The organism is Streptomyces sp. TOM-9 (assembly GCF_056858595.1).
The window spans coordinates 7,980,015-8,002,705 of sequence record NZ_JBXEQB010000001.1 but is presented as its reverse complement, the minus strand read 5'-3'; the positions used below and the strand labels follow the sequence as shown (position 1 = coordinate 8,002,705).

Annotated in this window: 19 protein-coding genes; 4 read left to right on the top strand and 15 right to left on the bottom strand. The window is 72.8% G+C overall.

Translation table 11 applies throughout. The annotated features are described in order from the left end of the window. Positions 1 to 2: 2 nt before the first annotated feature. From AC1VWI_RS36815 to AC1VWI_RS36800, 4 genes are read right to left on the bottom strand one after another with little or no spacing between them, the layout of a single operon-like run. Positions 3 to 1,211 carry an ABC transporter ATP-binding protein gene (locus tag AC1VWI_RS36815; protein ID WP_499515356.1) on the bottom strand — a complete coding sequence of 403 codons (1,209 nt, stop codon included), beginning with the start codon at positions 1,209 to 1,211 and terminating at the stop codon, positions 3 to 5. A gap of 10 nt (positions 1,212 to 1,221) precedes the next feature. Continuing rightward, positions 1,222 to 2,061: a carbohydrate ABC transporter permease gene (locus tag AC1VWI_RS36810; protein WP_499515355.1), complete on the bottom strand. Its 840-nt coding sequence runs from the start codon at positions 2,059 to 2,061 to the stop codon at positions 1,222 to 1,224. After that, the gene (locus tag AC1VWI_RS36805; RefSeq protein ID WP_499515354.1) at positions 2,058 to 2,942 is read right to left on the bottom strand and encodes a carbohydrate ABC transporter permease; all 885 of its coding nucleotides are present in this window, start codon (positions 2,940 to 2,942) and stop codon (positions 2,058 to 2,060) included. The genes AC1VWI_RS36810 and AC1VWI_RS36805 overlap by 4 nt, the downstream gene beginning before the upstream one ends. Then, positions 2,939 to 4,207 (bottom strand): ABC transporter substrate-binding protein, encoded by a 1,269-nt coding sequence (locus AC1VWI_RS36800; protein ID WP_499515353.1) that lies wholly within the window; start codon positions 4,205 to 4,207, stop codon positions 2,939 to 2,941. Before AC1VWI_RS36800 ends, AC1VWI_RS36805 begins: the two co-directional genes overlap by 4 nt. A gap of 165 nt (positions 4,208 to 4,372) precedes the next feature. Between AC1VWI_RS36800 and AC1VWI_RS36795 the strand changes: the two genes are divergently transcribed. Together AC1VWI_RS36795 and dapB are read left to right on the top strand one after the other, a co-directional pair. Beyond that, positions 4,373 to 5,632: an FUSC family protein gene (locus AC1VWI_RS36795; protein ID WP_499515352.1), complete on the top strand. Its 1,260-nt coding sequence runs from the start codon at positions 4,373 to 4,375 to the stop codon at positions 5,630 to 5,632. 20 nt (positions 5,633 to 5,652) lie between these two features. Continuing rightward, positions 5,653 to 6,459: a 4-hydroxy-tetrahydrodipicolinate reductase gene (gene dapB, locus AC1VWI_RS36790; RefSeq protein ID WP_499515351.1), complete on the top strand. Its 807-nt coding sequence runs from the start codon at positions 5,653 to 5,655 to the stop codon at positions 6,457 to 6,459. Here the strand turns inward: dapB and AC1VWI_RS36785 are convergent. Continuing rightward, entirely contained in the window at positions 6,446 to 6,613 is a 168-nt protein-coding gene (locus tag AC1VWI_RS36785) for a hypothetical protein (protein ID WP_499515350.1), read from the bottom strand. The genes dapB and AC1VWI_RS36785 overlap by 14 nt on opposite strands. On the opposite strand from AC1VWI_RS36785, the gene AC1VWI_RS36780 reads away from it, so the two are divergent. After that, positions 6,612 to 7,580, top strand: a complete 969-nt coding sequence (locus AC1VWI_RS36780) for a hypothetical protein (RefSeq protein ID WP_499515349.1) — start codon at positions 6,612 to 6,614, stop codon at positions 7,578 to 7,580. The two genes, AC1VWI_RS36785 and AC1VWI_RS36780, sit on opposite strands and share 2 nt — an antisense overlap. A 78-nt stretch (positions 7,581 to 7,658) precedes the next feature. On the opposite strand, the gene chvE is transcribed toward AC1VWI_RS36780, so the two are convergent. Both chvE and panD read right to left on the bottom strand, forming a co-directional pair. Next, on the bottom strand, positions 7,659 to 8,759 hold the full coding sequence (gene chvE / locus AC1VWI_RS36775) for a multiple monosaccharide ABC transporter substrate-binding protein (protein ID WP_499515348.1): 1,101 nt from the start codon (positions 8,757 to 8,759) through the stop codon (positions 7,659 to 7,661). A 274-nt stretch (positions 8,760 to 9,033) separates the two neighbouring features. Beyond that, entirely contained in the window at positions 9,034 to 9,456 is a 423-nt protein-coding gene (panD, locus tag AC1VWI_RS36770) for an aspartate 1-decarboxylase (protein ID WP_499515347.1), read from the bottom strand. A gap of 212 nt (positions 9,457 to 9,668) precedes the next feature. Here panD and AC1VWI_RS36765 point away from each other — a divergent pair, with 212 nt between their 5' ends. After that, positions 9,669 to 11,474 (top strand): AMP-dependent synthetase/ligase, encoded by a 1,806-nt coding sequence (locus AC1VWI_RS36765; RefSeq protein ID WP_499515346.1) that lies wholly within the window; start codon positions 9,669 to 9,671, stop codon positions 11,472 to 11,474. Here the strand turns inward: AC1VWI_RS36765 and AC1VWI_RS36760 are convergent. The 8 genes from AC1VWI_RS36760 to AC1VWI_RS36725 all read right to left on the bottom strand — a co-directional run bounded on the left by AC1VWI_RS36760 (position 11,453) and on the right by AC1VWI_RS36725 (position 22,458). After that, positions 11,453 to 11,974, bottom strand: coding sequence for an NUDIX hydrolase (locus AC1VWI_RS36760; protein ID WP_499515345.1), 522 nt, complete (start codon positions 11,972 to 11,974; stop codon positions 11,453 to 11,455). The genes AC1VWI_RS36765 and AC1VWI_RS36760 overlap by 22 nt on opposite strands. Before the next feature lie 17 nt (positions 11,975 to 11,991). After that, complete coding sequence (locus tag AC1VWI_RS36755; protein WP_499515344.1) at positions 11,992 to 13,194, bottom strand: globin domain-containing protein; 1,203 nt, start codon at positions 13,192 to 13,194, stop codon at positions 11,992 to 11,994. An 88-nt stretch (positions 13,195 to 13,282) separates the two neighbouring features. Continuing rightward, positions 13,283 to 13,732 carry an RrF2 family transcriptional regulator gene (locus AC1VWI_RS36750; protein ID WP_499515343.1) on the bottom strand — a complete coding sequence of 150 codons (450 nt, stop codon included), beginning with the start codon at positions 13,730 to 13,732 and terminating at the stop codon, positions 13,283 to 13,285. A gap of 61 nt (positions 13,733 to 13,793) precedes the next feature. Beyond that, the gene (locus tag AC1VWI_RS36745; RefSeq protein WP_499515342.1) at positions 13,794 to 14,387 is read right to left on the bottom strand and encodes a sarcosine oxidase subunit gamma; all 594 of its coding nucleotides are present in this window, start codon (positions 14,385 to 14,387) and stop codon (positions 13,794 to 13,796) included. Continuing rightward, entirely contained in the window at positions 14,380 to 17,427 is a 3,048-nt protein-coding gene (locus AC1VWI_RS36740; RefSeq protein WP_499515341.1) for a sarcosine oxidase subunit delta, read from the bottom strand. The genes AC1VWI_RS36745 and AC1VWI_RS36740 overlap by 8 nt, the downstream gene beginning before the upstream one ends. Positions 17,428 to 17,439: 12 nt before the next feature. Then, a complete protein-coding gene (locus tag AC1VWI_RS36735; protein ID WP_499515340.1) occupies positions 17,440 to 18,672 on the bottom strand; it encodes a sarcosine oxidase subunit beta family protein in 1,233 nt (410 codons plus the stop codon). Beyond that, entirely contained in the window at positions 18,669 to 19,955 is a 1,287-nt protein-coding gene (gene glyA / locus AC1VWI_RS36730) for a serine hydroxymethyltransferase (protein ID WP_499515339.1), read from the bottom strand. The genes AC1VWI_RS36735 and glyA overlap by 4 nt, the downstream gene beginning before the upstream one ends. Positions 19,956 to 20,016: 61 nt before the next feature. Next, a complete protein-coding gene (locus tag AC1VWI_RS36725; RefSeq protein WP_499515338.1) occupies positions 20,017 to 22,458 on the bottom strand; it encodes a GcvT family protein in 2,442 nt (813 codons plus the stop codon). Positions 22,459 to 22,691 lie beyond the last annotated feature (233 nt).

Here is a 22,691-nt window from a genome sequence, read left to right as displayed (position 1 = left end):
GCTCACCCCGCGGTCGTGTCGCCGGGGGATCCGGGGAGCGTGAGGTTGTCGCCGGTGGCCGGGTCGAAGACCTGGGCCTGTGCGGTGTCCAGCCACAGCCGCAGGCGTTCGCCGTCGCGGGCCCGGGTCCTGGCGGAGAGCCGGGCGACGACCTCGGGGCCGCCGGCGCCGGTGTCGGCGAGCCCGGAGTCGGCCGCGAGTTCGGCCAGTTGCTCCGCGGCGGCTGCGGCGGCCGCGCCGCCCTCCTGGGCGACGTGGACGTAGACGTCCGAGCCGAGGGACTCGCGGACGTCGACGGTGACGGTGACCGTGGCGCCGCCACGGCCGGGGTCGACGAGCGCGGCGTCCTCGAAGTGCTCGGGCCGGAAGCCCGCGATGACCTCGCGCGGTGCGTCGTGGCGTGCCAGGGCGGTGCGGAGGCGGTCGTCGAGCGGCAGGTCGCCGAGGGGGGTGCGCAGCCGGTCCTCCTCCACGGTGGCGGGCAGGAAGTTCATCGCGGGCGAGCCGATGAACCCGGCGACGAAGAGGTTGCGCGGCCGGTCGTACAGTTCCTGCGGCGAGCCGGTCTGCTGGACGACTCCGCCGCGCATCACGACGACACGGTCGCCGAGCGTCATGGCCTCGGTCTGGTCGTGCGTGACGTACACCGTGGTGGTGCCCAGGCGCCGCTGCAGCCGGGCGATCTGGGTGCGCATCTGGACCCGCAGCTTGGCGTCGAGGTTGGAGAGCGGCTCGTCCATCAGGAAGGCCTTGGGCTCGCGGACGATGGCCCGGCCCATGGCGACGCGCTGGCGCTGCCCTCCGGAGAGGTGGGCGGGCTTGCGGTCGAGGTGGCCGGTGAGGTCCAGGACCCGGGCGGCCTCCTCGACCTTCTCCTTGATGACCGCCTTGTCCACGCGGGCCAGCCGCAGGGCGAAGCCCATGTTCTGGCGGACGGTCATGTGGGGGTAGAGGGCGTAGCTCTGGAAGACCATGGCGATGTCGCGGTCCTTGGGGGCCTTGTCGTTGACGACCTGCCCGCCGATGCGCAGGGTGCCCTCGGTGATGTCCTCCAGCCCGGCGATCATGTTCAGGGTCGTGGACTTGCCGCAGCCTGACGGCCCCACGAGGATGACGAACTCGCCGTCCCCGATGGCGAGGCTGACGTCGCGGACGGCGACCGCGCCGTCGGGGTAGCGCTTGGTGACGCCGTCGAGGGTGATCTCGGCCATGTGCGGTCCTTCAGCCCTTCACTGCGCCGGAGGTCAGTCCGGCCACGATGCGCCGCTGGAACAGCAGCACGAAGACGACGATCGGGACGGTGATGACCACGGCGGCCGCGGCGATCGAGCCGGTGGGCTGCTGGAACTGGGAGCTGCCGGTGAAGAACGCGATCGCCGCCGGCACGGTGCGCGCGGTGGTGGTGGAGGTGAGGGAGATCGCGAACAGGAAGTCGTTCCAGCAGAAGATGAAGACCAGGATCGCCGTGGTGAACACCCCGGGCGCCGCGAGCGGTGCGATGACCAGCCGGAAGGCCTGGGCCGGCGTCGCCCCGTCGACCTTGGCCGCCTTCTCCAGGTCCCAGGGGATCTCACGGAAGAACGCCGACAGCGTGTAGACCGCCAGCGGCAGCGAGAAGGTCATGTACGGGATGATCAGCCCGGCCCAGGTGTCGAACAGCCCGAGGAGGCGTTCGATGTCGAACAGCGGCGACACCAGGGAGATCGGCGGGAACATCGCGATCAGCAGCGAGGTGCCGATCAGCAGCCCCTTGCCGGGGAAGCGCAGCCGGGCCACGGCGTAGGCGGCCATGGTGCCCAGCGTGACGGCGACGACGGTGGAGATCAGGGCGATCCCGACGGAGTTGACCAGCGCGCGGGTGAACTCGGAGGTCGCGAAGATGCCCCGGTAGTTCTCCAGCGTCCACGTACGGGGGACGAAGCTGCCGTCGGAGAGGGTGGCGGGGTCCTTGAAGGACAGGGCGACGATCCACCACACCGGGAACAGCGCGTACAGCACCACGACGGTGTTGACGACGCTCCAGCGGGCGATCCGCCGCCGCTGCGCCGGGCTCGTGCTCATCGTCCGGTGTCCTCCGATCCGGGGGCGGCCGTGCCGAACAGCCGGATGAACGCGAAGGCGATGACCGCCACGCACAGGAAGATCAGCACCGAGATCGCCGAGCCGATGCCGAGGTTCAGCGCCGTGAAGAGGTTGTCGTAGCCGAGGATCGACACCGAGCCCGTGCCGTTGGAGCCCTGCGTGAGCACGTAGATGTTGTCGAAGATCCGGAACGCGTCGAGGGTGCGGAACAGCAGCGCCACCAGGATGGCGGGCTTCATCAGCGGCAGCGTGACCAGCCGGAAGCGCTGCCAGCGGCCGGCGCCGTCGACCATGGCCGCGCGCAGGGTCTCCTCGGGCACCAGGGCCAGCCCGGCGAGCAGCAGCAGCGCCATGAAGGGCGTGGTCTTCCAGACCTCGGCCAGGATGATCAGTCCGATGGCCTTCCAGTGGTCGGTCAGCGGGGCCTGTCCCGACGCGTCGACGAGGTAGCCGATGCCGGGGGTCCAGGCGTACTGCCAGGAGAAGGCGGCGACGACGGTCACGATGCCGTACGGCAGCAGGATCGCGGTGCGCACCGCGGAGCGGCCGAGGATCGCCCGGTGCATGACGACGGCCAGGCCCATGCCGAGGGCCAGTTCCACCGCCACGGACACCACCGTGATCAGGCAGGTCACCCAGAGGGCCTCCCACCAGAACCCGGAGCTCAGGACCGCGGCGTAGTTGTCCAGGCCCACGAAACGGGCCAGCTGGGGGAAGCGCAGGTCGTAGCGGTGCAGTGACAGGTAGACGGCGTAGAACACGGGGTAGGCCGTCACGACGAGCATGACGACCACGGCGGGGGCGCAGAGCAGCCAGCCCAGCCGCCGCTCCTGGCGGGCGCCCTCCGAGAGCCGCGTCACGGGACCAGCCCCTTGGACTGCAGGGCGTCCTCGATCTGCCCCCGCAGGTCCCGGACGGACTCGGCCGGCCGGATCGCGGCGGGTGGTGACAGGGTGTGGGCCACCGCGATGGACACGTTCTGGTAGGCGGGGGTCTGCGGCCGCAGGGCGGCGTTCTCCAGCTCGGCGAGGATGTCCTGCGCGAAGGGGTAGCTGGCTTTGATCCGGGGATCGTCGTAGAGGCCGCGCAGGGTCGGCGGCAGGCCGCCCAGCAGCGCGGCGGTCCGCTGGTTGTCGCGGTCGCGCAGGCACAGCGCCGCCTCGAAGGCGAGGGCGGGCCGGCGGCTGTAGGCGCCGACGGCGAGGTCGATCCCGCCGATGGTGACCCGCGCGGGGCGGCCGGCGTCGACCCGCGGGTAGCGTGCCCATCTCAAGTGCGGGAACAGCTCCGGGTTGTCGGCCTTCATCGCCGGATACACGAAGGGGTAGTTCAGCTGGAAGGCGGCGGTGCCGGACTCCATGGCCAGCCGGTTCTGGTCCTCCGTCTGGTTGGGCAGCGACGGGTCGGCGGCGGGCGAGACCGCCAGGTCGCGCATGATGCCCGCGGCCCGCACCGCGGGCGCGCCGAGCGAGGGCGCGGTCGCGTCGGCGTTGAGGATCGACCCGCCGGCGCTGGCGACGAGCGTGTTGAACCAGACGGTGAGCCCCTCGTACTGGGCGCCCTGGACCTCGATCCGGTGGGGCTTGCCGGCCTTCGCCAGGGCGCGGGCCGCATCGAGCATCCCGGCCCAGGTCGTGGGCGGCTCCGGCACGAGGTCCGACCGGTACCACAGCAGCTGGACGTTGGTGTTGTACGGGACGGCGTAGAGGCGGCCCTTCCACGTGGCCGTCTGCAGCGGCGCGGCAAGGGTGTCCCGGACGGCCTCGGCACGCCGGTCGCCCGTCCACGGGCGGATCCAGCCGGCCTCGGCGAATTCCGGGGCCCAGGTGACGTCCAGGCCGAGGACGTCGAGCGCGGGGTCGTGTGCGGCCAGCCGGCGTACGAGTTGCTGCCGCTGGCCGTCCGCCGTCCGGGGGAGCTTGTTGTAGCGGATGACGTAGCGTCCGCCGGAGGCACGGCTGCAGCGGTCGGCGGCCTGCTGGAGCGCCCCGGAGTCGTCGGGGAAGTTGTACCAGTCGAGCGTCGCCCGTCCGGACGTCCGCGACGCGCCGCCGCACGCGACCGCGGCGGCCGCGAGGACGACCACCGCGGCAAGGGCCCGGGAGCGCCGTACCGCGCACGCCATAGGCACCTCGCTCCCCTGCTCGGACACACTCGGCCCGGACCATGAAGCCCCCGCCGCGGCCGCCGACGGTGCCTCAGGGGCGTGTCGGGGCCGGGTATTCACGCGGTCGGCGCAACCCGTGCCGCCGACCGGTGCCGACGTCCCGCGCGTGGGGAGACTGGCAGGGTGCCCGGCGTCCTCCCCGCCCCGCTCGCCGACCTCCTGCGGCGCAACAACGACCCGATCGTCGTGCAGACGGTGCGCTCCACCGTGGCCGCGGTGCTGTCGTACGCCGTGGCCGTCTGGCTGCTGCCCAACCCCGCGCCGCTGACGGCTCCGCTGACGGCCCTGCTCGTGGTACAGGTGACGCTCTACACGACGGTGACCACGGGCATCCGACGGGTGGTCAGCGTGGTGGCGGGCGTCCTCATCGCGGTCGGCTTCGCGGAGCTGATCGGGCTGACGTGGTGGAGCCTCGGGCTGATCATCCTGGCGTCGCTGGTGATCGGTCACTTCATCCGCGTGGACGAGTTCGTGGCCGAGGTGGCGATCAGCGCGATGCTCATCCTGGCCGTCCCCGCCCCCTCCGGCGAGGCGCTGGACCGCATCCTGGAGACCCTGGTCGGGGCGATCGTCGGGGTGCTGCTGAACGTCGTCGTGCCGCCCCCCGCCTTCGTGGAGCCGGCCGGTGACGCGGTGCGGGAGCTGGCCGAGCACATGCGGGCGCTGATGCTCCGTATGGGGCGGGAGGTGCGCGACGGCGCCACCGCCGGGCAGGCCCGCTCCTGGCTGATGGACGCACGCCGGCTGGACAACGAGATCGCACGGTTCGACGCCTCGCTGCGCAGGGCGGAGGAGGGGACCCGGCTCAACCCGCGGGTGAAACCGGCGGAGGGCGCGATGGCCCGGCTCCTCCTGCGCAGCGGGCTGGACACCCTGGAGGTGTCGACCGTGCTGCTGCGGACGCTGTGCCGCTCGCTGACGGAGCTGGACCGCGAGCGCGGCGCGCGGGAGCCACTGTTCACCGGCGAGCTCGCCGCCGGCATCGACGAGTTGTTCGCCGACATGGCCGACGCCGTCGACAGCTACGGCCGGCTGATCGCCGCCCAGGTCACGGAGGGCGCGGACCAGGCGGAGGCCCGGCTGGAGGACGCGCTGCGGCGCGGCCGGGAGGAACGGGACCGGATCGCGGCGCTGCTGCGGGCGGAGACGGAACGGCGCTGGGAGAGCTGGGACCTGTACGGGGCGCTGCTGGCCAACATCGACCGGCTGCTGGACGAGCTGGACCTGGAGAAGCGCTCGCTGTGGCTGTCGGAGCAGCTCGTCGCCGCCGCGCCGCACTCGACGACGCTGCCGGGCCGGATGCGCCGTCAGGCCCGCTCCGCCGCCGCCCGGCTGCGCCTGAGGTCCCCCGGGGGGACCGGTTCAGGGCGGGAAGGACGGTGATCATGCCTCATGCTGGTGGGATGGACCTGCTGAACGTGTGCGTCGCCGGGGCGACCGGCTGGACCGGGGAGGCGGTCGCGCGCGCCGTCCTGGACTCCGGGGACCTGCGGCTGCGGACGGCGGTGGCGCGGTCGGCGGCCGGCGCGGACCTCGGGGCGGTGTGGGGCGGTCCGGAACTCGGGGTGCCGGTCTTCAGCACGGTCGACGACGCGCTGGACGGCGTGGACGTGCTGATCGACTACACCTCGCACACCGCTGTCGGGCGTCATGTGCGCACCGCCGTGGTCCGCGGAGTCAACGTCGTGGTCGGCTCGTCGGGCCTGTCCGGCGCGGACTACGAGGAGATCGCCGCGCTGGCCGAGGAGCACGGGGTCGGCGTGGTGGCCTCGGGGAACTTCTCGCTGACCGCCGCCATGGCGCAGGCCGCCGCCCGGCTGGCCGCCCGTCACCTGCCGCACTGGGAGATCATCGACTACGCGTCCGCGACCAAGCCGGACGCCCCCAGCGGCACCGCGCGCGAACTCGCCGAACAGCTGGGCGCCGTACGGCGGCCCGAGTACGCCGTGGACCCGGAACGCACGGCGGGGCACCCCGAGGCCCGCGGCGCGTCGATCGCGGGCACGCAGGTCCACTCGCTGCGACTGCCGGGCTACACCCTCGCCGTGGAGGTGCAGTTCGGGCTGCCGGACGAGCGTCTGGTGATCCGTCACGAGGCGGGCACCTCCCCCGCGCCCTACGTCGCGGGGACCCTGCTCGCCGCTCGCGCGGCCGCGACACGCCGGGGTCTGGTACGCGGTCTCGACACGCTGTTGCTCAGCGGGGACTGACGTTCCGTACCTCGTGGCACTGCGTCACTTCCTTGGCCACGCTGTCGCCCGGACGCTCCGCTCGACGGGCGGCCGTTGACCGCGCGACGTACGACTGGATCGCAGGGGCGGCGTCGACCGCCGCCCGCAACGCGTCCGAAGGAAGGACACTCATGCGAACCAGTCTGATGCGCCGCACCGCTCTCGGCGTCGCGACCGGACTTCTTGCCACCGGCCTCTTGGCCGCCTCGACCGGCAGCGCCGTCGCCACGGCGAGCAGCGACGACGGCGGGAACGGCTCCTACAGCAAGGGCAGCGACGACTACGGCGACGACGACAACGGATACGGCGACAACGGCGGGGACAACGGGAACAACGGCTACGGCGACAGCGACAGTGGCCGCGGAGGCGGCGGAGGCAACGGCCGCGGCGGCGGAGGGGGCGGTGGAGGCCGGGGCAACGGCGACGACGACGGCGGCTACGGCGACAACGGCCGCGGCGGCGGCGGTGGCGGTGGCGGCGGTGGCGGTGGCGGTCGGGGCAACGGCGACGACGACGGCGGCTACGGCGACAACGGCCGCGGCGGCGGCGGTGGCGGCGGTGGCGGTGGCGGTGGCGGTCGTTCCGACTGGAACGACGACGGCGCCAGCGGTCGCGGCGGCGACGACAACGGCGACGACGATGACGACAACGGCAACGACAACGGCAACGGCAACGGTGGAGGCAAGGGCGGCAAGGGAGGCGGTAAGGGCGGCAACGGTAACAACAGCGACAACGGCGACAACGCGACGTACAAGGACAAGGACGACAACAACGGGAAGGGCAGCAGTAAGGGCAGCAAGGGCAGCAAGGGCAAGAGCGGAAAGGACAGCAAGGGCAACAAGGGCGGAAAGGGCCACGACAAGGGCCACCACAAGAAGTACAAGAAGCACCACAAGAAGCAGTGCAACAAGCACGGCTACCGGTTCAGCTTCAGCTACAAGTACAGCGTGAGCTATGGCTATGGCGTTGGGTTCGGCAAGGGCGTCCACGCCCTCGGTCTCGGCAAGGGCCTCAACGACTTCGACTACGGGTTCGGTGACAAGTCCGGCCGCGGCTACGGCGGTCTGTACAGCTCGGGTTCGCTGAACGTGCTCATCTGACGCGGGGCTGCCGCCGGGTACGACGAGGGCCGGGAGGAACGTTGTGTTCCTCCCGGCCCCGCGTACGTGCGCTTCGCGTCAGCCGAGGTCGGACGCGTTGATGTAGCCGCTCTTGACCAGCAGCTTCTGGTAGTTGCCCTTGTCGACGCCGACCGGGGAGATCAGGTACGACGGCACGATCTTGTTGCCGTTGTCGTACGTGTCCTTGTCGTTGATCTCGGGCTGCCGGCCGCCGAGGATGTCCTGGGCCATCTGGACCGCGCGGGCCGCGAGCTTGCGGGTGTCCTTGTAGACCGTCATGGACTGATCGCCCTTGATGATCTCCTTCACCGAGTCGACCTCGGCGTCCTGGCCGGTGATGACCGGCATCGGCTTGGCCGTGGTGCCGTAGCCCCCGGTCTTCAGCGCCTGGATGACGCCGCGGGCGATGCCGTCGTTGGGGGCGAGGACGGCGTCCACGGTGGAGCTGCCCTTGTAGTGGTTCCTCAGCCGGGTCGCCATCGTCTCGGTGGCGATCGCCGCGTCCCAGTGGAACGTCGCCACCTGACTCAGGCGGGTCTGGTCGCTCTTCACGACCAGCTGACCCTTGTCGATGTACTTCTGCAGGACGTCCATCGCGCCCTTGAAGAAGAACGAGGCGTTGTTGTCGTCGGGGTCGCCGGCGAAGACCTCGAGGTTGTACGGCCCGTTGCCGGACTTCAACCCGAGCTTCCGCTCGATGTACTCGCCCTGGATCGTGCCGACCTGGGCGTTGTTGAAGCTCGCGTAGTAGTCGACGTTGCTGGAGCCCAGCAGGAGGCGGTCGTAGGCGATGACCTTGACGCCCGCCCTCGACGCCTTCTGGAGGGCGTCGCCGAGCTCGAATCCGTCGACCGCTCCGATGATCAGGAGCTTGTCGCCCCGGTCGATCATCGCCTCGACCTGGTCGACCTGCGTGTTGACCTTGTCGTCGGCGTACTGCAGGTCGGTCTTGTACCCCTGGGCCTTGAACAGCTTGGACATGTTGTCGCCGTCGGCGATCCAGCGGGTCTGCTTCTTGGTGGGAAGGGCGATGCCCACCGTGACTTCGCCGCCCTGCCCGCCCGAATCGCCGCCGCAGCCGGTGGCCGCTGCCGTCAGGGAGAAGGTGAGGACCACCAGGGACACGGTACGCAGCCTGGCAGTTCTGCCAGCGTGCATGGGACTCAGTTCCTTTCGGGCCGAACAAAAGTGTGCTCTCATCGCCCACCCCCGAGAGCGACAGTGTCCGGGCCCGTCACGGAGATCCGTGGCAGCCCAGCGATCCGCCGGAGCCCGGTGAACTGCTGATGCGTCAGGCCCGAGGAATGCTGTGGGAGGACGACGGCAGCACGCCGCGCTCCCGGTCCCGGCGAGGCCCGTGACCACCGGACCCCACCTGGACGGATACCTCGAAGTTGGATCCGGACAATAGCACAGCCACTCGTACGGACGTTCAGCCGACCGGCACCGCGTTCGGGCTCGCCTGGGTTCCGCTCCCGGGGACCGGCTCGGAGGCGTCGGCGCCCAGCGCGACGATCCGGTTGTCCGCGTCGACGTGCACCACCCGCGGCCGCAGCGCACGGGCCTCCGCGTCGTCGACCTGCGCGTAGCTGATGAGGATGACCAGGTCCCCGGGGTGCACCAGATGCGCGGCGGCACCGTTGATGCCGATCACCCCGGAGCCGCGGCGGCCCTCGATGACGTAGGTCTCCAGTCGGGCGCCGTTGGTGATGTCCACGATGTGGACCAGCTCGCCGGGCAACAGGTCGGCGGCGTCCATCAGATCGGCGTCGACGGTGACGGAGCCGACGTAGTGCAGGTCGGCCTCGGTCACGGTGGCACGGTGGACCTTGGACTTGAACATGGTGCGCAGCACGGCTCACACTCCTGATGCGGACGGTCGCGTCCCGGTCGGGGTACGCGCCTGATAAGGCCATGGTAGTCGGCGCGAACCACCGGCCCCGAGGTACCCGTTCGCGTCAGTGACTGCCGCTTCCGCCCCACCTCTAGGCAAGTGGACCAATAGCCGGATATCTTCCCTGCCTGCCGCCTCGCCGCGGCGTGGCACAGGCTCGGGGAAGGGGCGCCGTGCGCGAGTTCAGCCTTCCGCCCCGGGCGGAGCAACTGCGGTCGGGGGGACTCGCCGACTCGGTGTACGACGCGGCCGACAGGCGCCCGGACGCGGCCGTCCTGGCCCGGCGCGAGGGGCACGAGGGCGACCGCTGGCAGGAGGTCGGCGCCGCGGCCTTCCGCGACGAGGTGGCCGAACTGGCCCGCGGTCTGGTGGCGGACGGTGTCCGCTTCGGCGAGCCGGTGGCGGTGATGGCCCGCACCCGGTACGAGTGGACGCTGTTCTCCTACGCGCTGTGGTCGGTGGGCGCCCGGATCGTCCCCGTCTATCCCACCTCCTCGGCCGAGCAGGTCCGCTGGATCCTCGCCGACTCCGGGGCGGTCGCGGTCGTCGTCGAGCACGAGGACCACGCCATGACGGTGGGCGCCGTCTGCGACACGCTGCCCGCGCTGCGCCGGATCTGGCAGCTGGACGCAGGGTGCGTCCCGTGGCTGGCGGCGCTGGGCCGGCAGGTCCATCCGGTGATGCTGGACCAGTTGCGCTGGGCGGTCGAGCCGCAGTCGGTGGCGGTGATCGCCTACACCTCGGGCACCACGGGGCCGCCCAGGGGCTGCCTGATCACCCACGCCAACCTCGCCGCCGAGTGCGACACGCTGCTGGCCGGGTACGGTTCGATCTTCGCCCCGCCGGGGGTGCGGCCGTCGGTGCTGGCGTTCCTGCCCATGTCGCACATCTACGGGCTGATGGTGACCACCTGTGCGGTGCGCGGCGGCGTGCTGCTCGGTCACCAGCCCGACCTGACCCCCGGCGAACTCCTCCCGGCGTTCCGTTCCTTCCGGCCGACCATCCTGCTCGCCGTCCCGTACGTCTACGAGAAGATCATCCAGGGCGCGCGGAACACCGCCGCCCGCGGCGGCAAGGCCCATGTCTTCGACCGGGCGGCGAACGTGGCGGTGCGCTACGCCGAGGCCGTGGAGCGGCACGCACTGGGCTCGGGTCCGGGGCCGGGACCGCTGCTGCGGGCGGCGCACTCGGCGTTCGACCGGATGGTCTACGGGCGGATCCGGGACGTGCTGGGCGGGCGCGTGCACTACACCGTCTCGGGCGGGTCCCCGCTCAGCCGGGAGCTGGCGCTGCTGTTCGCGGGTGCCGGGCTCACCATCTACGACGGGTACGGGCTGACCGAGACCACGGCCGCGGTGACCGCGCAGCCGCTGGGGAAGGTGCGCTTCGGCACCGTGGGCCGGCCGCTGCCGGGCAGCGCGGTGCGGATCGCACCGGACGGCGAGGTGCTGGTGCGGGGGACGACGGTCTTCGCCGGCTACCACGCCGACCCGGTCGCGAACCACGAGGTGTGGCGCCGCGGCGGCTGGATGGCCACCGGCGACATGGGCTCTCTCGACCCGGACGGGTACCTGACGATCACCGGGCGGAAGAAGGACATCATCATCACCAGCGGCGGCAAGAGCGTGGCGCCGCTGGTGCTGGAGGAGCGGCTGCGGGCGCACCCGCTGGTCTCGCAGTGCATCGTGGTCGGCGACAACAGGCCCTTCGTCGCGGCGCTGATCACCCTGGACCGGGAGGCCGTCCAGCTGCGGACCGCGATGGCCGAGCCGGACGTGCACGCCGAGGTCCAGCGCGCGGTGTCGATGGCCAACGCGGCGGTCTCGCGGGCCGAGTCGATCCGGGCGTTCCGCATCCTGCCGCACGAGTTCTCGGTGGAGAACGGGATGCTGACGCCCTCGCTGAAGCTCCGCAGAAACACGATCGTCAGCGAGTACGCGGCGCAGATCGAGTCGATCTACGCCTCTCCGGCCCCCTGACCGGCTCCGCCGGCGCCGCCCCCGTCCAGCAGCCGGCGCAGCCGGTCGAGGAACGTCCGCTGGGCGGAGAGGATCTTCCCGTGGGCGGCCGGGCCGAGCGGGAACCACGCGGCCCGGTCGACCTCGGGGAACTCCCGGACCCGGCCCGAGCCCCGGGGCCACTCCATGGAGAAGGTCCCGGGCACCACGAGGCCGGTGTCGAGGTCGCCCTCCAGCGCCCAGACGGTCACGACCTTCCCGCCCGGCTGCAGGTTCTCGCCGAGCGGCAGCAGCTCGCCCTGCGGCACGGGCAGGCCCAGTTCCTCCAGGAACTCGCGCCGGGCGGCCGCCTCGGCGGTCTCGTCGGGCTCGTACTCGCCCTTGGGGATGGTCCAGGCCCCGGCGTCCTTGGAGGACCAGAACGGGCCGCCCATGTGGGCCAGCAGCACCTCGGGCGCGCCGCGCGGGGTGCCGCGGAAGAGCAGGATCCCCGCGCTGCGCTTGACCGCCTTGTCCGCCATCCGACCAGTGTGGCCGGTCAGCCGCGGGCCAGCCACAGGTCGGGGCCGAAGACCTCGTAGTGCACGTCCGCGGCGGGCACGCCGCGTTCGATGAGCTGGCTGCGCACGGCGCGCATGAAGGGCAGCGGGCCGCACAGGTAGGCCCGCAGGCCGTCCGGCAGGTCGACGCCGGACAGGTCGACCCGGCCGGTGCGGTCGCCGGGGACGGCGTCGGTGCCCGGGTCCTCGTACCAGAAGTGGGCGCTGCCCCCGGGGAGCTTCTCGGTCAGGGCGCGGTGGTCGGCGGCGTGGGCGTGGTGCCCCGGCGTACGGTCGCCGTGGACGACGGTCACGGGGGCGCCGTAGCCGTCGCCGGCGAGCCGGTGCAGCATGGCGAGCATCGGGGTGCAGCCGATGCCGGCGGAGGCGAGCAGTAGGGGCCCGCCGTCGTCGTGGAGGACGATGTCGCCGTAGGGGGCCGACAGCTCGACGAGGGCGCCCTCGCCCACGTGGTCGTGGAGGTGGCCGGAGACCTCGCCGGCCGGGTCCCCGGCGACGCCGCGCTCGCGCTTGACGGTGATCTGCCGGGTGGTGTCGCCGGGCGCGCCGGAGAGGCTGTACTGCCGGATCTGCCGGGCGCCGTCGGGGAGTTCGACGCGCACCGAGACGTACTGGCCGGGGCCGAAGTCGGGCAGCGGCAGGCCGTCCGCGGGACGGAGCCGGAGGGAGACGACGTCCTCGGTCTCCTGCACCTTCGCGGCGACCTCCCAGGGGCGCCAGGTGTCCCCGGCGAGGACGCCGTGCTCGGCGTAGAGCCGCTGCTCGATGGCGATGAGGGCGTTGGCCATCAGCCAGTAGACCTCGTCCCAGGCGGCGGCGACCTCCTCGGTGACGGCGTCGCCCAGCACTTCGGCGATGGCGGCGAAGAGGTGCTCCTGCACGATGTGGTACTGGCCGGGGGTGATGCCGAGCGACGCGTGCTTGTGGGCGATGCGGGAGAGCATCGCGTCGGGGCGCTGTCCGGGGTGCTCGACCAGGACGGTGGCGAAGTGCGCGATGGCTCCGGCGAGCGCCTCGCGCTGCGTGCCGGCCGCCTGGTTGCCGCGGTTGAACAGGTCCCTCAGCAACTCGGGGTGGGCGGCGAAGAGCCGGTCGTAGAAGAGCGCGGTGATCTCGGAGATCGCGCCGCCGACGGCGGGCAGGGTGGCGCGGACGGTCGCTGCGGACTTCTCGCTGAGCATGGACGGCTCCCTAATTGGTATCTGATATTCGCATTAAAGGGCGTGCAGAGACCCGCCCTCGGCGGGCGGTCGGTTCGGATGGGCCGGATCAGCCCCGCGGACCGGGCGGGCCGGAGCCGACCAGCCCCACCAGGACGGGTCCGGTGGGCGCGGCGGTCAGATCGGCGACGGTGAGCGGGTCCAGGGAGGCGTAGAAGGCCTCCTGCGCCCGGCGCAGCGCGCCGCGCAGCCGGCAGGCGCCGGCGAGCGGACAGGGTGTCTCGCCCTCGCAGTCCACGACGTCGCCGACACCCTCCAGCTCCCGCACCAGGCGGCCGACCGAGGCCGCCCGCCCGGCGGCGGTGAGCTCCAGGCCACCGCCGCGCCCCCGGCGGGTCTCGACGACCCCCAGGTGCTGCAGCCGGGCCACCACCTTGGCCAGGTGCGAGTACGGGACCCGCATCGCCTCGGCCACGTCCCGGGCGGTGGACGGCTCGTCCTTGACGGACAGGGCCATCACCGCGCGGAGCGCGAGGTCGGTGGACTTCGTCAGGCGCATGCCTTGAGGCTAAATAATGCGCATCAGGGATTCAAGTTAAGAGGGGGTCGTGCGGCCCACGTCACACGTACTCCGTGGCGGCGTCCAGCAGCCAGTCGGCCAGGTAGCCGGCGAAGGAGGAGCGGACCAGCACCCAGAAGCCCGCCCGCACCTCCTCCCTGGCCACCAGCACCACCTGGGCGCGGGCCAGCGCGGTCTGCGCGCAGCGGCCGGGGGTGAACACCCGCGGGTGCAGGTCGAGCGAGCAGCCGTGGGCCAGCAGGTCGCGGGCGCGGGGGCCGGAAACCAGCAGGGTGGTGCGCTGGGCGGAGACGTCGGTGACGGAGACGTGCGCCTCGCCCGCGGCCTTGCGCAGACGGGCCTCCAGGTCCTCCTGGGCGCCGGGCGGCCCGACGACCAGCCACTGGTCGGGGCCGAGCCACAGGACCGCCAGGTCCCCGGTGCGGACGGCCGTGCACGGCTCCAGGGGCAGCGGTGCGCCCAGGGCGAGCCCGGCGGCCTCTGCGGCCGGGCCCCCGGGGTCCAGGCGCAGGTCGATCTGCGTGAGGAAGGGCAGTTCGGCCAGGCGCAGGGCGCCTCCCGAGGCGCGGGTCGTGGCGGCGAGCCGGCCGGCCGCGGCCGACAGCGGACTGAGCCGGGCGACGGTGTCAGCCATCACGGCGGGCCCCCTCGGGGTCGTAGAGGACGGGGGAGGCGACGGTCACGGGCACCAGACGGTCGCCGACGGGCGCGTACAGCCGCTCCCCCACCCGCTGCCGGCCGCCCTTGACCAGGGCGAGCGCGAAGGTTCGGCCCAGGGCGGCACTGCGGTAGCTGGAACTGACGTGGCCGAGCGCCGGAACGGGCGGTCCGGGCGGCACCGGGTCCGCGACGAGGTGGGTGCCCTCCGGGAGCAGCAGGCCCGGGTCCTCGGGCAGCAGGCCGACGAGGTGCTTGCGGTCGGGGCGTGCGGTGTCGGTGCGGGCGTGCGACCGCTTGCCGATGAAGTCGCGCTTCCTCTTCGACACGACCCAGCCCATGCCGAGGTCCTGCGGGGTGACCGTGCCGTCGGTGTCCTGGCCGACGATCGGATAGCCCTTCTCGGCGCGCAGCACGTGCATCGTCTCGGTGCCGTACGGGGTGGCGCCCGCGGCCCGCACCGCCTCCCACAGGGCCGTCGCCCGCCAGGGCGGGACGTTGATCTCGTACGCGAGCTCCCCGGAGAAGCTGATCCGGCACACCCTCGCCGGCAGCCCCGCCACCGTCGCGTCGCGCCAGGCCATGAAGGGGAAGTCGGCGTTGTCCACGGCCAGTCCGGGGGCGAGCGCGCCCAGCACCTCGCGCGAGCGCGGGCCCACGAGGGCGACGGTGGCCCACTGCTCGGTCACCGAGGTGCAGTGGGCGCGCAGTTCCGGCCACTCGGTCTGCAGCCACTCCTCCATCCAGTCCAGGACGGCGGCGGCGTTGCCCGTGGTCGTCGTGACCAGGAAGCGGTCCTCCGCGAGCCGGATGACCGTGCCGTCGTCGAAGACCATGCCGTCCTGGCGGCACATGACGCCGTAGCGGATCATCCCCGTGCGCAGGGTGGACATCAGGTTGGTGTAGAGCCCGTCCAGGAACTCCGCCGCGTCCGGGCCCTGGACGTCGATCTTGCCGAGGGTCGAGGCGTCCATGAAGGCCACGTCCTCGCGGGCGGCCCGGCACTCGCGCAGGACGGCCGCCGCCATGTCCTCGCCGGGGCGCGGGTAGTACCGGGGGCGTTTCCACTGCCCCACGTCCTCGAAGACCGCGCCGCCGGCGAGGTGGAGGTCGTGCAGCGCGGTCACCCGGACCGGGTCGTGGAGCGCGCCCCGGTCGCGGCCCGCGAGCGCGGCGAAGGACACCGGCGCGTACGGGGGGCGGTATGTCGTCGTGCCGAGCGCGGACACCTCCACGCCGAGCAGGCCCGCGACGACGCCCGAGGCCAGGACGCCGGAGGTCTTCCCCTGGTCGTTCGCGGTGCCCGCGGTGGTGTACCGCTTGGTGTGCTCCACCGAGCGCATCCCCGTACCGGCCGCACGCGCCAGGTCGGCCACGGTGACGTCGCGCTGCAGGTCGACGAAGCGCGGGCCGGGGGCCGGGACGGGGACGTCGAAGAGGACGGTCGGCGGGCGCCCGGGTCCCGGCTCAGCCGGCGGGACGAGGGGCCGCGCCGGCGTGAAGCCCTCGGCCGCGAGCGCCCGGGCGGCGGCCGCCACGCCCTCCGCGGGCGTGGCGGCGAACTCCACGGCCTGGTGCGTCGATCCTGGCACCGGGACGAAGGTGCCGAGGGCCCCGTCGTACCGCAGGGCGCCGCCCGCCTGGCTGTAGAGGTGGCCCACGGGGTTCCAGCCGCCCGAGACCAGCAGCAGGTCGGCCTCGATCCGCCGGTCGCCCACCAGGACGGCCGTCAGCCGGTCCGTCCCATCGGTGCCGGTGACGTACGCGCCGTCACGGGCGTCGACCACCGCCGCGATCTCCACGCCGGCGGCGGCCAGGTCGCGCACGACGTCGCCGGTGCTGTCGTTGGTGGTGAACACGACGGCCCTGCGCCCGGGTACGACGCCGTAGCGGCGGACGTAGGCGCGGGCCGCGCCGGCCAGCATGACGCCGGGACGGTCGTTGTCGGGGAAGGCCAGCGAACGCTCGTGCGCGCCGGTGGCGAGCACGACCCGGCGGGCGCGGACGCGGTGGACGCGTTCGCGGGACACGTGGACGGGGGCGGCGGCGCCGAGGTGGTTCGTGCGGCGCTCGACGGCGAGGACGTGGTTGTCGTCGTAGTGGCCGAAAACCGTCGTACGGCGCAGGACGCGGATCCCGGGTTCGGCGGCGAGGAGGGCCTCGGTCTCCGCGGCCCAGTCCAGGTGCCGTCCGCTGCCGAGGAGGCTGCCGCCCGGTTCCGGCTGGTCGTCGGCGAGGATCACCCGCGCCCCGCTGCCGGCCGCCACGGCCGCCGCCGCCAGCCCGGTGGGGCCCGCGCCGACGACCAGCAGGTCGCAGTGGGCGTGGACGGCGTCGTAGCGGGCCGGGTCGGGCTCGGTGGCGAGCCGGCCCCGACCGGGCAGGCCGGTCGCCACGAGGCCGTCGTACAGCTCGACGGTCGTCGCGGGCAGCATCGGTTCCGGGAACGGGAACTCGATCTGCACCAGGGCGTTGGGCTCCTCCACCCCGGCGGAGAAGATGCCGCGCGGACGCCCCAGCCTGATGCCGGTACCGGTGGCGACGACCCCGTGGGCGAGCAGCGCGGAGGCGAGGGTGTCCCCGCGGTAGCCGGTGTACGTGGTGCCGTCGAAGGTGAACGTCAGGGGCGTGGCGCGGTCGATCCGGCCGCCCTCGGCGAGCCGGAAGGGCTGTGCCGGGTCACGCGCCGGCCGCAGGGCGGGGGCCGGGGCGGCCGGCGCGCGCGACGCCGCCGGGCCGACGGCCGTTGACGGGCCGGGGTCCGGGGCGGACGCGCCGTTGACGAAGCGGTTCGTCGCCGTGTCGCGCACCGCGTCGAACCAGCGGCGGCAGCCCGCGGCGTGCATCCAGCGTTCGGCGAAGGGACCCTTGGGGTTGTCGCGGAAGAAGAGGTGGCGGGCCCACTCCTCGTCCGTCAGGGCCGCCGGGTCCCGCGGGTAGGCGAGGTGCGCCTGACCGCCGTAGTGGAACTCGGCCTCGTCGCGGGGCCCGCACCAGGGGCAGGGGATGAGCAGCATCGATCGGGCTCCTCAGTGGGCGACCGCGGCCGCGCCGTGCTCGTCGACGAGCGCGCCGGTGGTGAATCGTTCGAGCGAGAAGGGCGCGGCCAGGGCGTGCGGGCTGTCGTGGGCGATGGTGTCCGCGTAGACCCAGCCCACCCCGGGGGTGGCCTTGAAACCGCCGGTGCCCCAGCCGCAGTTGAGGTAGAGGCCGTGGACCGGGGTGAGGCCGACGATCGGCGAGGCGTCCGGGCTGACGTCGACGATGCCGCCCCAGGTGCGCAGCAGGTGGGCGCGGGCGAAGACCGGGAAGAGTTCCAGTGCGGCGGCCATCTGCCGCTCGATGACGTGGAACGCGCCGCGCTGGGTGTAGGAGTTGTAGGCGTCGATGCCCGCGCCCATGACCAGTTCGCCCTTGTGGGCCTGGCTGACGTACACGTGCACCGCGTTGGACATGACGACCGTGGGGTGCACGGGCTCCAGCAGCTCGCTCACCAGCGCCTGCAGCGGGTGGCTCTGCAGCGGCAGGTCGAAACCGGCCATCCGCGCCAGCACCGAGGTGTGGCCGGCCGCGCAGAGCGCCACCTTGCCCGCGGCGATGGGCCCGAGGTTCGTCCGTACGCCGGTGACCCGGCCGTCGTGGACGTCGATGCCGGTCACCTCGCAGTTCTGGACGAGGTCGACACCGGCCGCGTCGGCCGAGCGGGCCAGGCCCCAGGCCACGTGGTCGTGCTTGGCGATCCCCGCGCGGGGCTGGTAGGTCCCGCCCATCACCGGGTACCGCACGTCCGGCGAGGTGTTGACGATCGGGCAGACCTCCTTCACCTGCGCGGGGTCGAGCCACTGGGCGTCGACTCCGTTCAGCCGGTTGGCCTCGACCCGGCGGACGCCGTCTCGTACGTCCTGGAGGCTGTGGGCGAGGTTGAGGACCCCGCGCTGGGAGAACAGGATCGGGTAGTCCAGTTCCTCCTCCAGGCCCTCCCACAGCTTCAGGGCGTGCTCGTAGATGCCCGCGCTCTCGTCCCAGAGGTAGTTGGAGCGGATGATCGTGGTGTTGCGGGCCATGTTGCCGCCCGCGAGCCAGCCCCTCTCCAGCACGGCCACGTCGGTGATGCCGTGGTTGCGCGCCAGGTAGTGCGCGGTGGCCAGGCCGTGCCCGCCGCCGCCGACGACGACCACGTCGTAGGAGCGCTTGGGTTCGGGCGTGCGCCAGAGGAACTCCGGGTGGTCGGGGAGGTCGGCACCCGGGGTGCGCGGGGTCATCGGGCGTCGTCTCCGTCCTGCGGCAGGTGCGGGTAGAGCGGGTGCGCGGCGGCGAGCGCCTCGGTGCGGGCCCGCAGGGCGGGCAGGTCGGGCGCGGGGCTCAGGGCGAGCGCCATGACGTCGGCGACCTCGGCGAAGTCGTCCTCGGTGAAACCGCGGGTGGCCAGGGCGGGCGTGCCGATGCGCAGCCCCGAGGTGACCATGGGCGGGCGCGGGTCGAAGGGGACGGCGTTGCGGTTGACGGTGACGCCGATCGAGTGCAGCAGGTCCTCGGCCTGACGGCCGTCGAGGGCGCAGGCGCGCAGGTCGACGAGGACGAGGTGCACGTCGGTGCCTCCGGTGAGCACCGACACGCCCGCCCGCGCGGCGTCGTCCCGCGTCAGGCGCTCGGCCAGGATGCGGGCACCGGCCAGGGTGCGGGCCTGGCGTTCCCTGAACTCCTCCCCGGCGGCGACCTTGAAGGAGACCGCCTTCGCGGCGATCACGTGCTCCAGAGGGCCGCCCTGCATACCGGGGAAGACCGCCGAGTTCAGCTTCTTGGCGAGATCGGCGTCGTCGGTCAGGATCACTCCCCCGCGCGGTCCGCCGAGCGTCTTGTGGGTGGTCGTGGTGGTGACGTGGGCGTACGGGACGGGGTTCGGGTGGAGCCCTGCGGCGACCAGGCCCGCGAAGTGCGCCATGTCGACCAGGAGCAGCGCCCCGACCTCGTCGGCGATGCGGCGGAAGGCGGCGAAGTCCAGCTGCCGGGGATACGCCGACCAGCCCGCGATGATCATCTTCGGGCGGTGTTCCTTGGCGAGCCGCTCGACCTCGTCCATGTCGACCCGGTGGTCGGTCGCGGAGACGTGGTACGGGACGACGTCGAGCATCTTCCCGGAGTAGTTGAGCCGCATCCCGTGCGTGAGGTGGCCGCCGTGCGCGAGGTCCAGCCCGAGCACGGTGTCGCCGGGCCGCAGCAGGGCGAAGAGCACGGCGGTGTTGGCCTGCGCCCCGGAGTGCGGCTGGACGTTGGCGTGGGCGGCGCCGAAGAGGGCCTTGACGCGCTCGACGGCGAGCCGCTCGGTGACGTCGACGTGCTCGCAGCCGCCGTAGTACCGGCGGCCGGGGTAGCCCTCTGCGTACTTGTTGGTCAGCACCGAGCCCTGGGCCTCCATGACGGCGGCGGGCGCGAAGTTCTCCGAGGCGATCATCTCCAGGGTGGACCGCTGACGGGCCAGTTCGGCGCGCAGCGCGGCGTGCACCTCGGGGTCGAGTTCGGACAGGCGGGCGGTCAGCGGGTTCATGCGCGGGGCTTCCTCTCAGCGGCGGCGTCGGAGGTCTCGCGGTGGTGCCGTCCGCGGGATGTCAGCCGCGGAGGCGGGACATGGCCGGGTCGAACAGCGGCTCCGCGGCGACCCGCGCCGCCACGCGCCGGTCGAAGTAGGCGATGTCGAGGGCGCGCCCCGGCACGGCGAGCTCCGCCGGCAGCCAGGCGTAGGCGATGCCCTTGCCGACCGTGTAGCCGTAGGCGGCGCTGGTGACGTAGCCGACGGGCCGGTCGCCGTCGTACACCGGTTCCTTGCCCATCACCACGGAGCCCGGGTCGTCGACGGTCAGGCAGGTGAGCCTGCGCCGCGCTTGGTCCCGGCGCCGGGCGAGCGCGGCCTTGCCGGTGAAGTCGTCCTTGTCCTCCCTGACGGCGAAGGCGAGGCCGGCCTCGTAGGGGTCGTGCTCGAAGGTCATGTCGGTGCCGAAGGAGCGGTACCCCTTCTCCAGACGCAGGCTGTTGAAGGCCCCGCGCCCGGCGGGGATGCCGCCCAGCGGCCGGGCGGCGGCCAGCAGGGTGTCCCAGAGCTTCAGACCCAGGTCCGCCGTGGTGTACAGCTCCCAGCCCAGTTCGCCGACGTAGGACAGCCGCATCGCCGTGACGGGCACGGCCCCGACGTGCGCCCGCTTGGCGCGGAAGTACTTCAGTCCGGCGTCGGAGAAGTCCGCGTCGGCGAGCGGCTGCAGGACCTCGCGGGCGAGCGGTCCCCACAGGCCGATGCAGCAGGTGCCCGCGGTGATGTCGCGGACCGCGACGGTGCCGTCGCCGGGGAGGTGCCGGGTGAGCCAGTCCAGGTCCAGGTTGCCGTTGACGCCGACCTGGAAGAGGTCGCGGCCGAGCCGGGCCACCGTGATGTCGCTGCGGATGCCGCCGTCGTGGTCCAGGAGCAGGGTGTAGGTCACCGACCCGACCGATTTGTCGACGTTGCCGGTGGTGAGCCGCTGCAGGAAGGCGGCGGCGCCGCGTCCGGTGACCTCCAGGCGCTTGAGCGCGGTCATGTCGTACAGGGCGACGGTCTCCCGGGTGACCTGGGCCTCGGCACCGACGACCGGCGACCAGTAGCGGGCCGCCCAGTCGCCCGGGACGGGGAGGGAACGGCCCTCCACCAGGCCGGCGTTGCTCTCGTACCACTGCGGCCGCTCCCAGCCGTTCGCCTCCAGGAAGAAGGCCCCGAGCTCCTCCTGGCGGGGGTGGAAGGGGCTGGTGCGGATCGGGCGCGGGGCGCCCGTGGGCTGGAGCGGGTGGATGATGTCGTAGACCTCGACGAAGTTGCGGCAGTCGCGGGCGAGCACGTAGTCGGGCGCGAGCTGGTGCGGCTCGAAGCGGTTGACGTCGCATTCGTGGAGGTCGAAGGACGAGCAGTGGCCGTCCACCAGCCATTCGGCCATCGCCCGGCCGACGCCGGCCGAGTGCGTGACCCAGACGGCCTCGGCGACCCAGAACCCCTTCACCTGTGGCGACTCGCCGAGCAGCGGCATGCCGTCGGTGGTGAAGGAGAACAGTCCGTTGATGCCCTCCTCGACCTTGGCGTCGCGGGTGGCGGGCAGCAGGGACCGGGTCTCGGTCCAGGCGTCGGCGAAGTCGTCCTCGGTGAACTCCAGGACGGACGGCATCCCGTCCGCGGCGTCGAACGAGGCGATGTCGTCGACGGGGACCGGCATGGGGCGGTGGCCGTAGGAGCCGATGCCGATGCGGTCGTGGTGGTCGCGGTAGTAGAGGTCGGCGTCCTGGTGGCGCAGGATCGGGCGGACGGCCTCGGCGGCCTGGCCCGCCAGGGCGGGGACCGGGCCGGTCCAGGCGAGCTGGTGGGCGAGCGGGGTGAGCGGCAGCTCCATGCCCGCCATCCGGGCCACCTTGGGGCCCCAGATGCCGGCGCAGCAGACGACGACGTCGGCCGCGAGCGCACCGCCGCGGTCGGTGACGACCCCGGTGACGCGGCCGTCGTCCTGGGTGACGGCGAGGACTTCGTGACGTTCGAGGAAGCGAACGCCGCGCGCGGCGGCGCGCCGGGTCTGCGCCTCGACGGCGAGGACGGCCTTGGCGAGGCCGTCGGTGGGGACGAACAGTCCGCCCAGGACGCGTGAGCGGTCCAGCAGCGGGTGGAGCGCGGCGCATTCTTCGGGTCCGACGACCCGGGCCCCGACGCCCCACGAGGTCACCCAGCCGTGCCGCCGGTGCAGTTCGGCCAGGCGCTCGGGGGTGGTGGCCACCTCCAGGCCGCCGACCTGGAGGAAGCAGGGCTGCCCGTCGACGTCGAGGGAGCGGAGCTTGTCCACGGTGTAGCGGGCGAGTTCGGTCATGGTCTTGGAGGGGTTGGTCTGGAACACCAGGCCCGGGGCGTGGGACGAGGAGCCCCCGGTGGCGGGAAGCGGCCCCTGGTCGACGACCGTGACGTCGGTCCAGCCGGCGGAGGACAGTTCGTCGGCCAGCGCCGCCCCCACGACGCCCGCTCCGATGATGACCACGCGGGGTCCCGTCATCGCCAAACCTCCCAGTTGCTGTCAGCGCAACATGATTCAGGTTGCGCAACTCAATGTGCCGGGCGCCGGAGAGGGTGTCAAGAGGCCCGCCAGGGGCGGGAGAAGGCCGCCGGGAGGCGGCTGGAGCGGCCCCGGGACGGCCTGGTGACGGCCCGGGGAACGACGGTGCCCGGCGGGCTGTCGGAACAGCCCGCCGGGCACGGGAACGGCGCGTTGCGCCCCGGTGGCGCGGG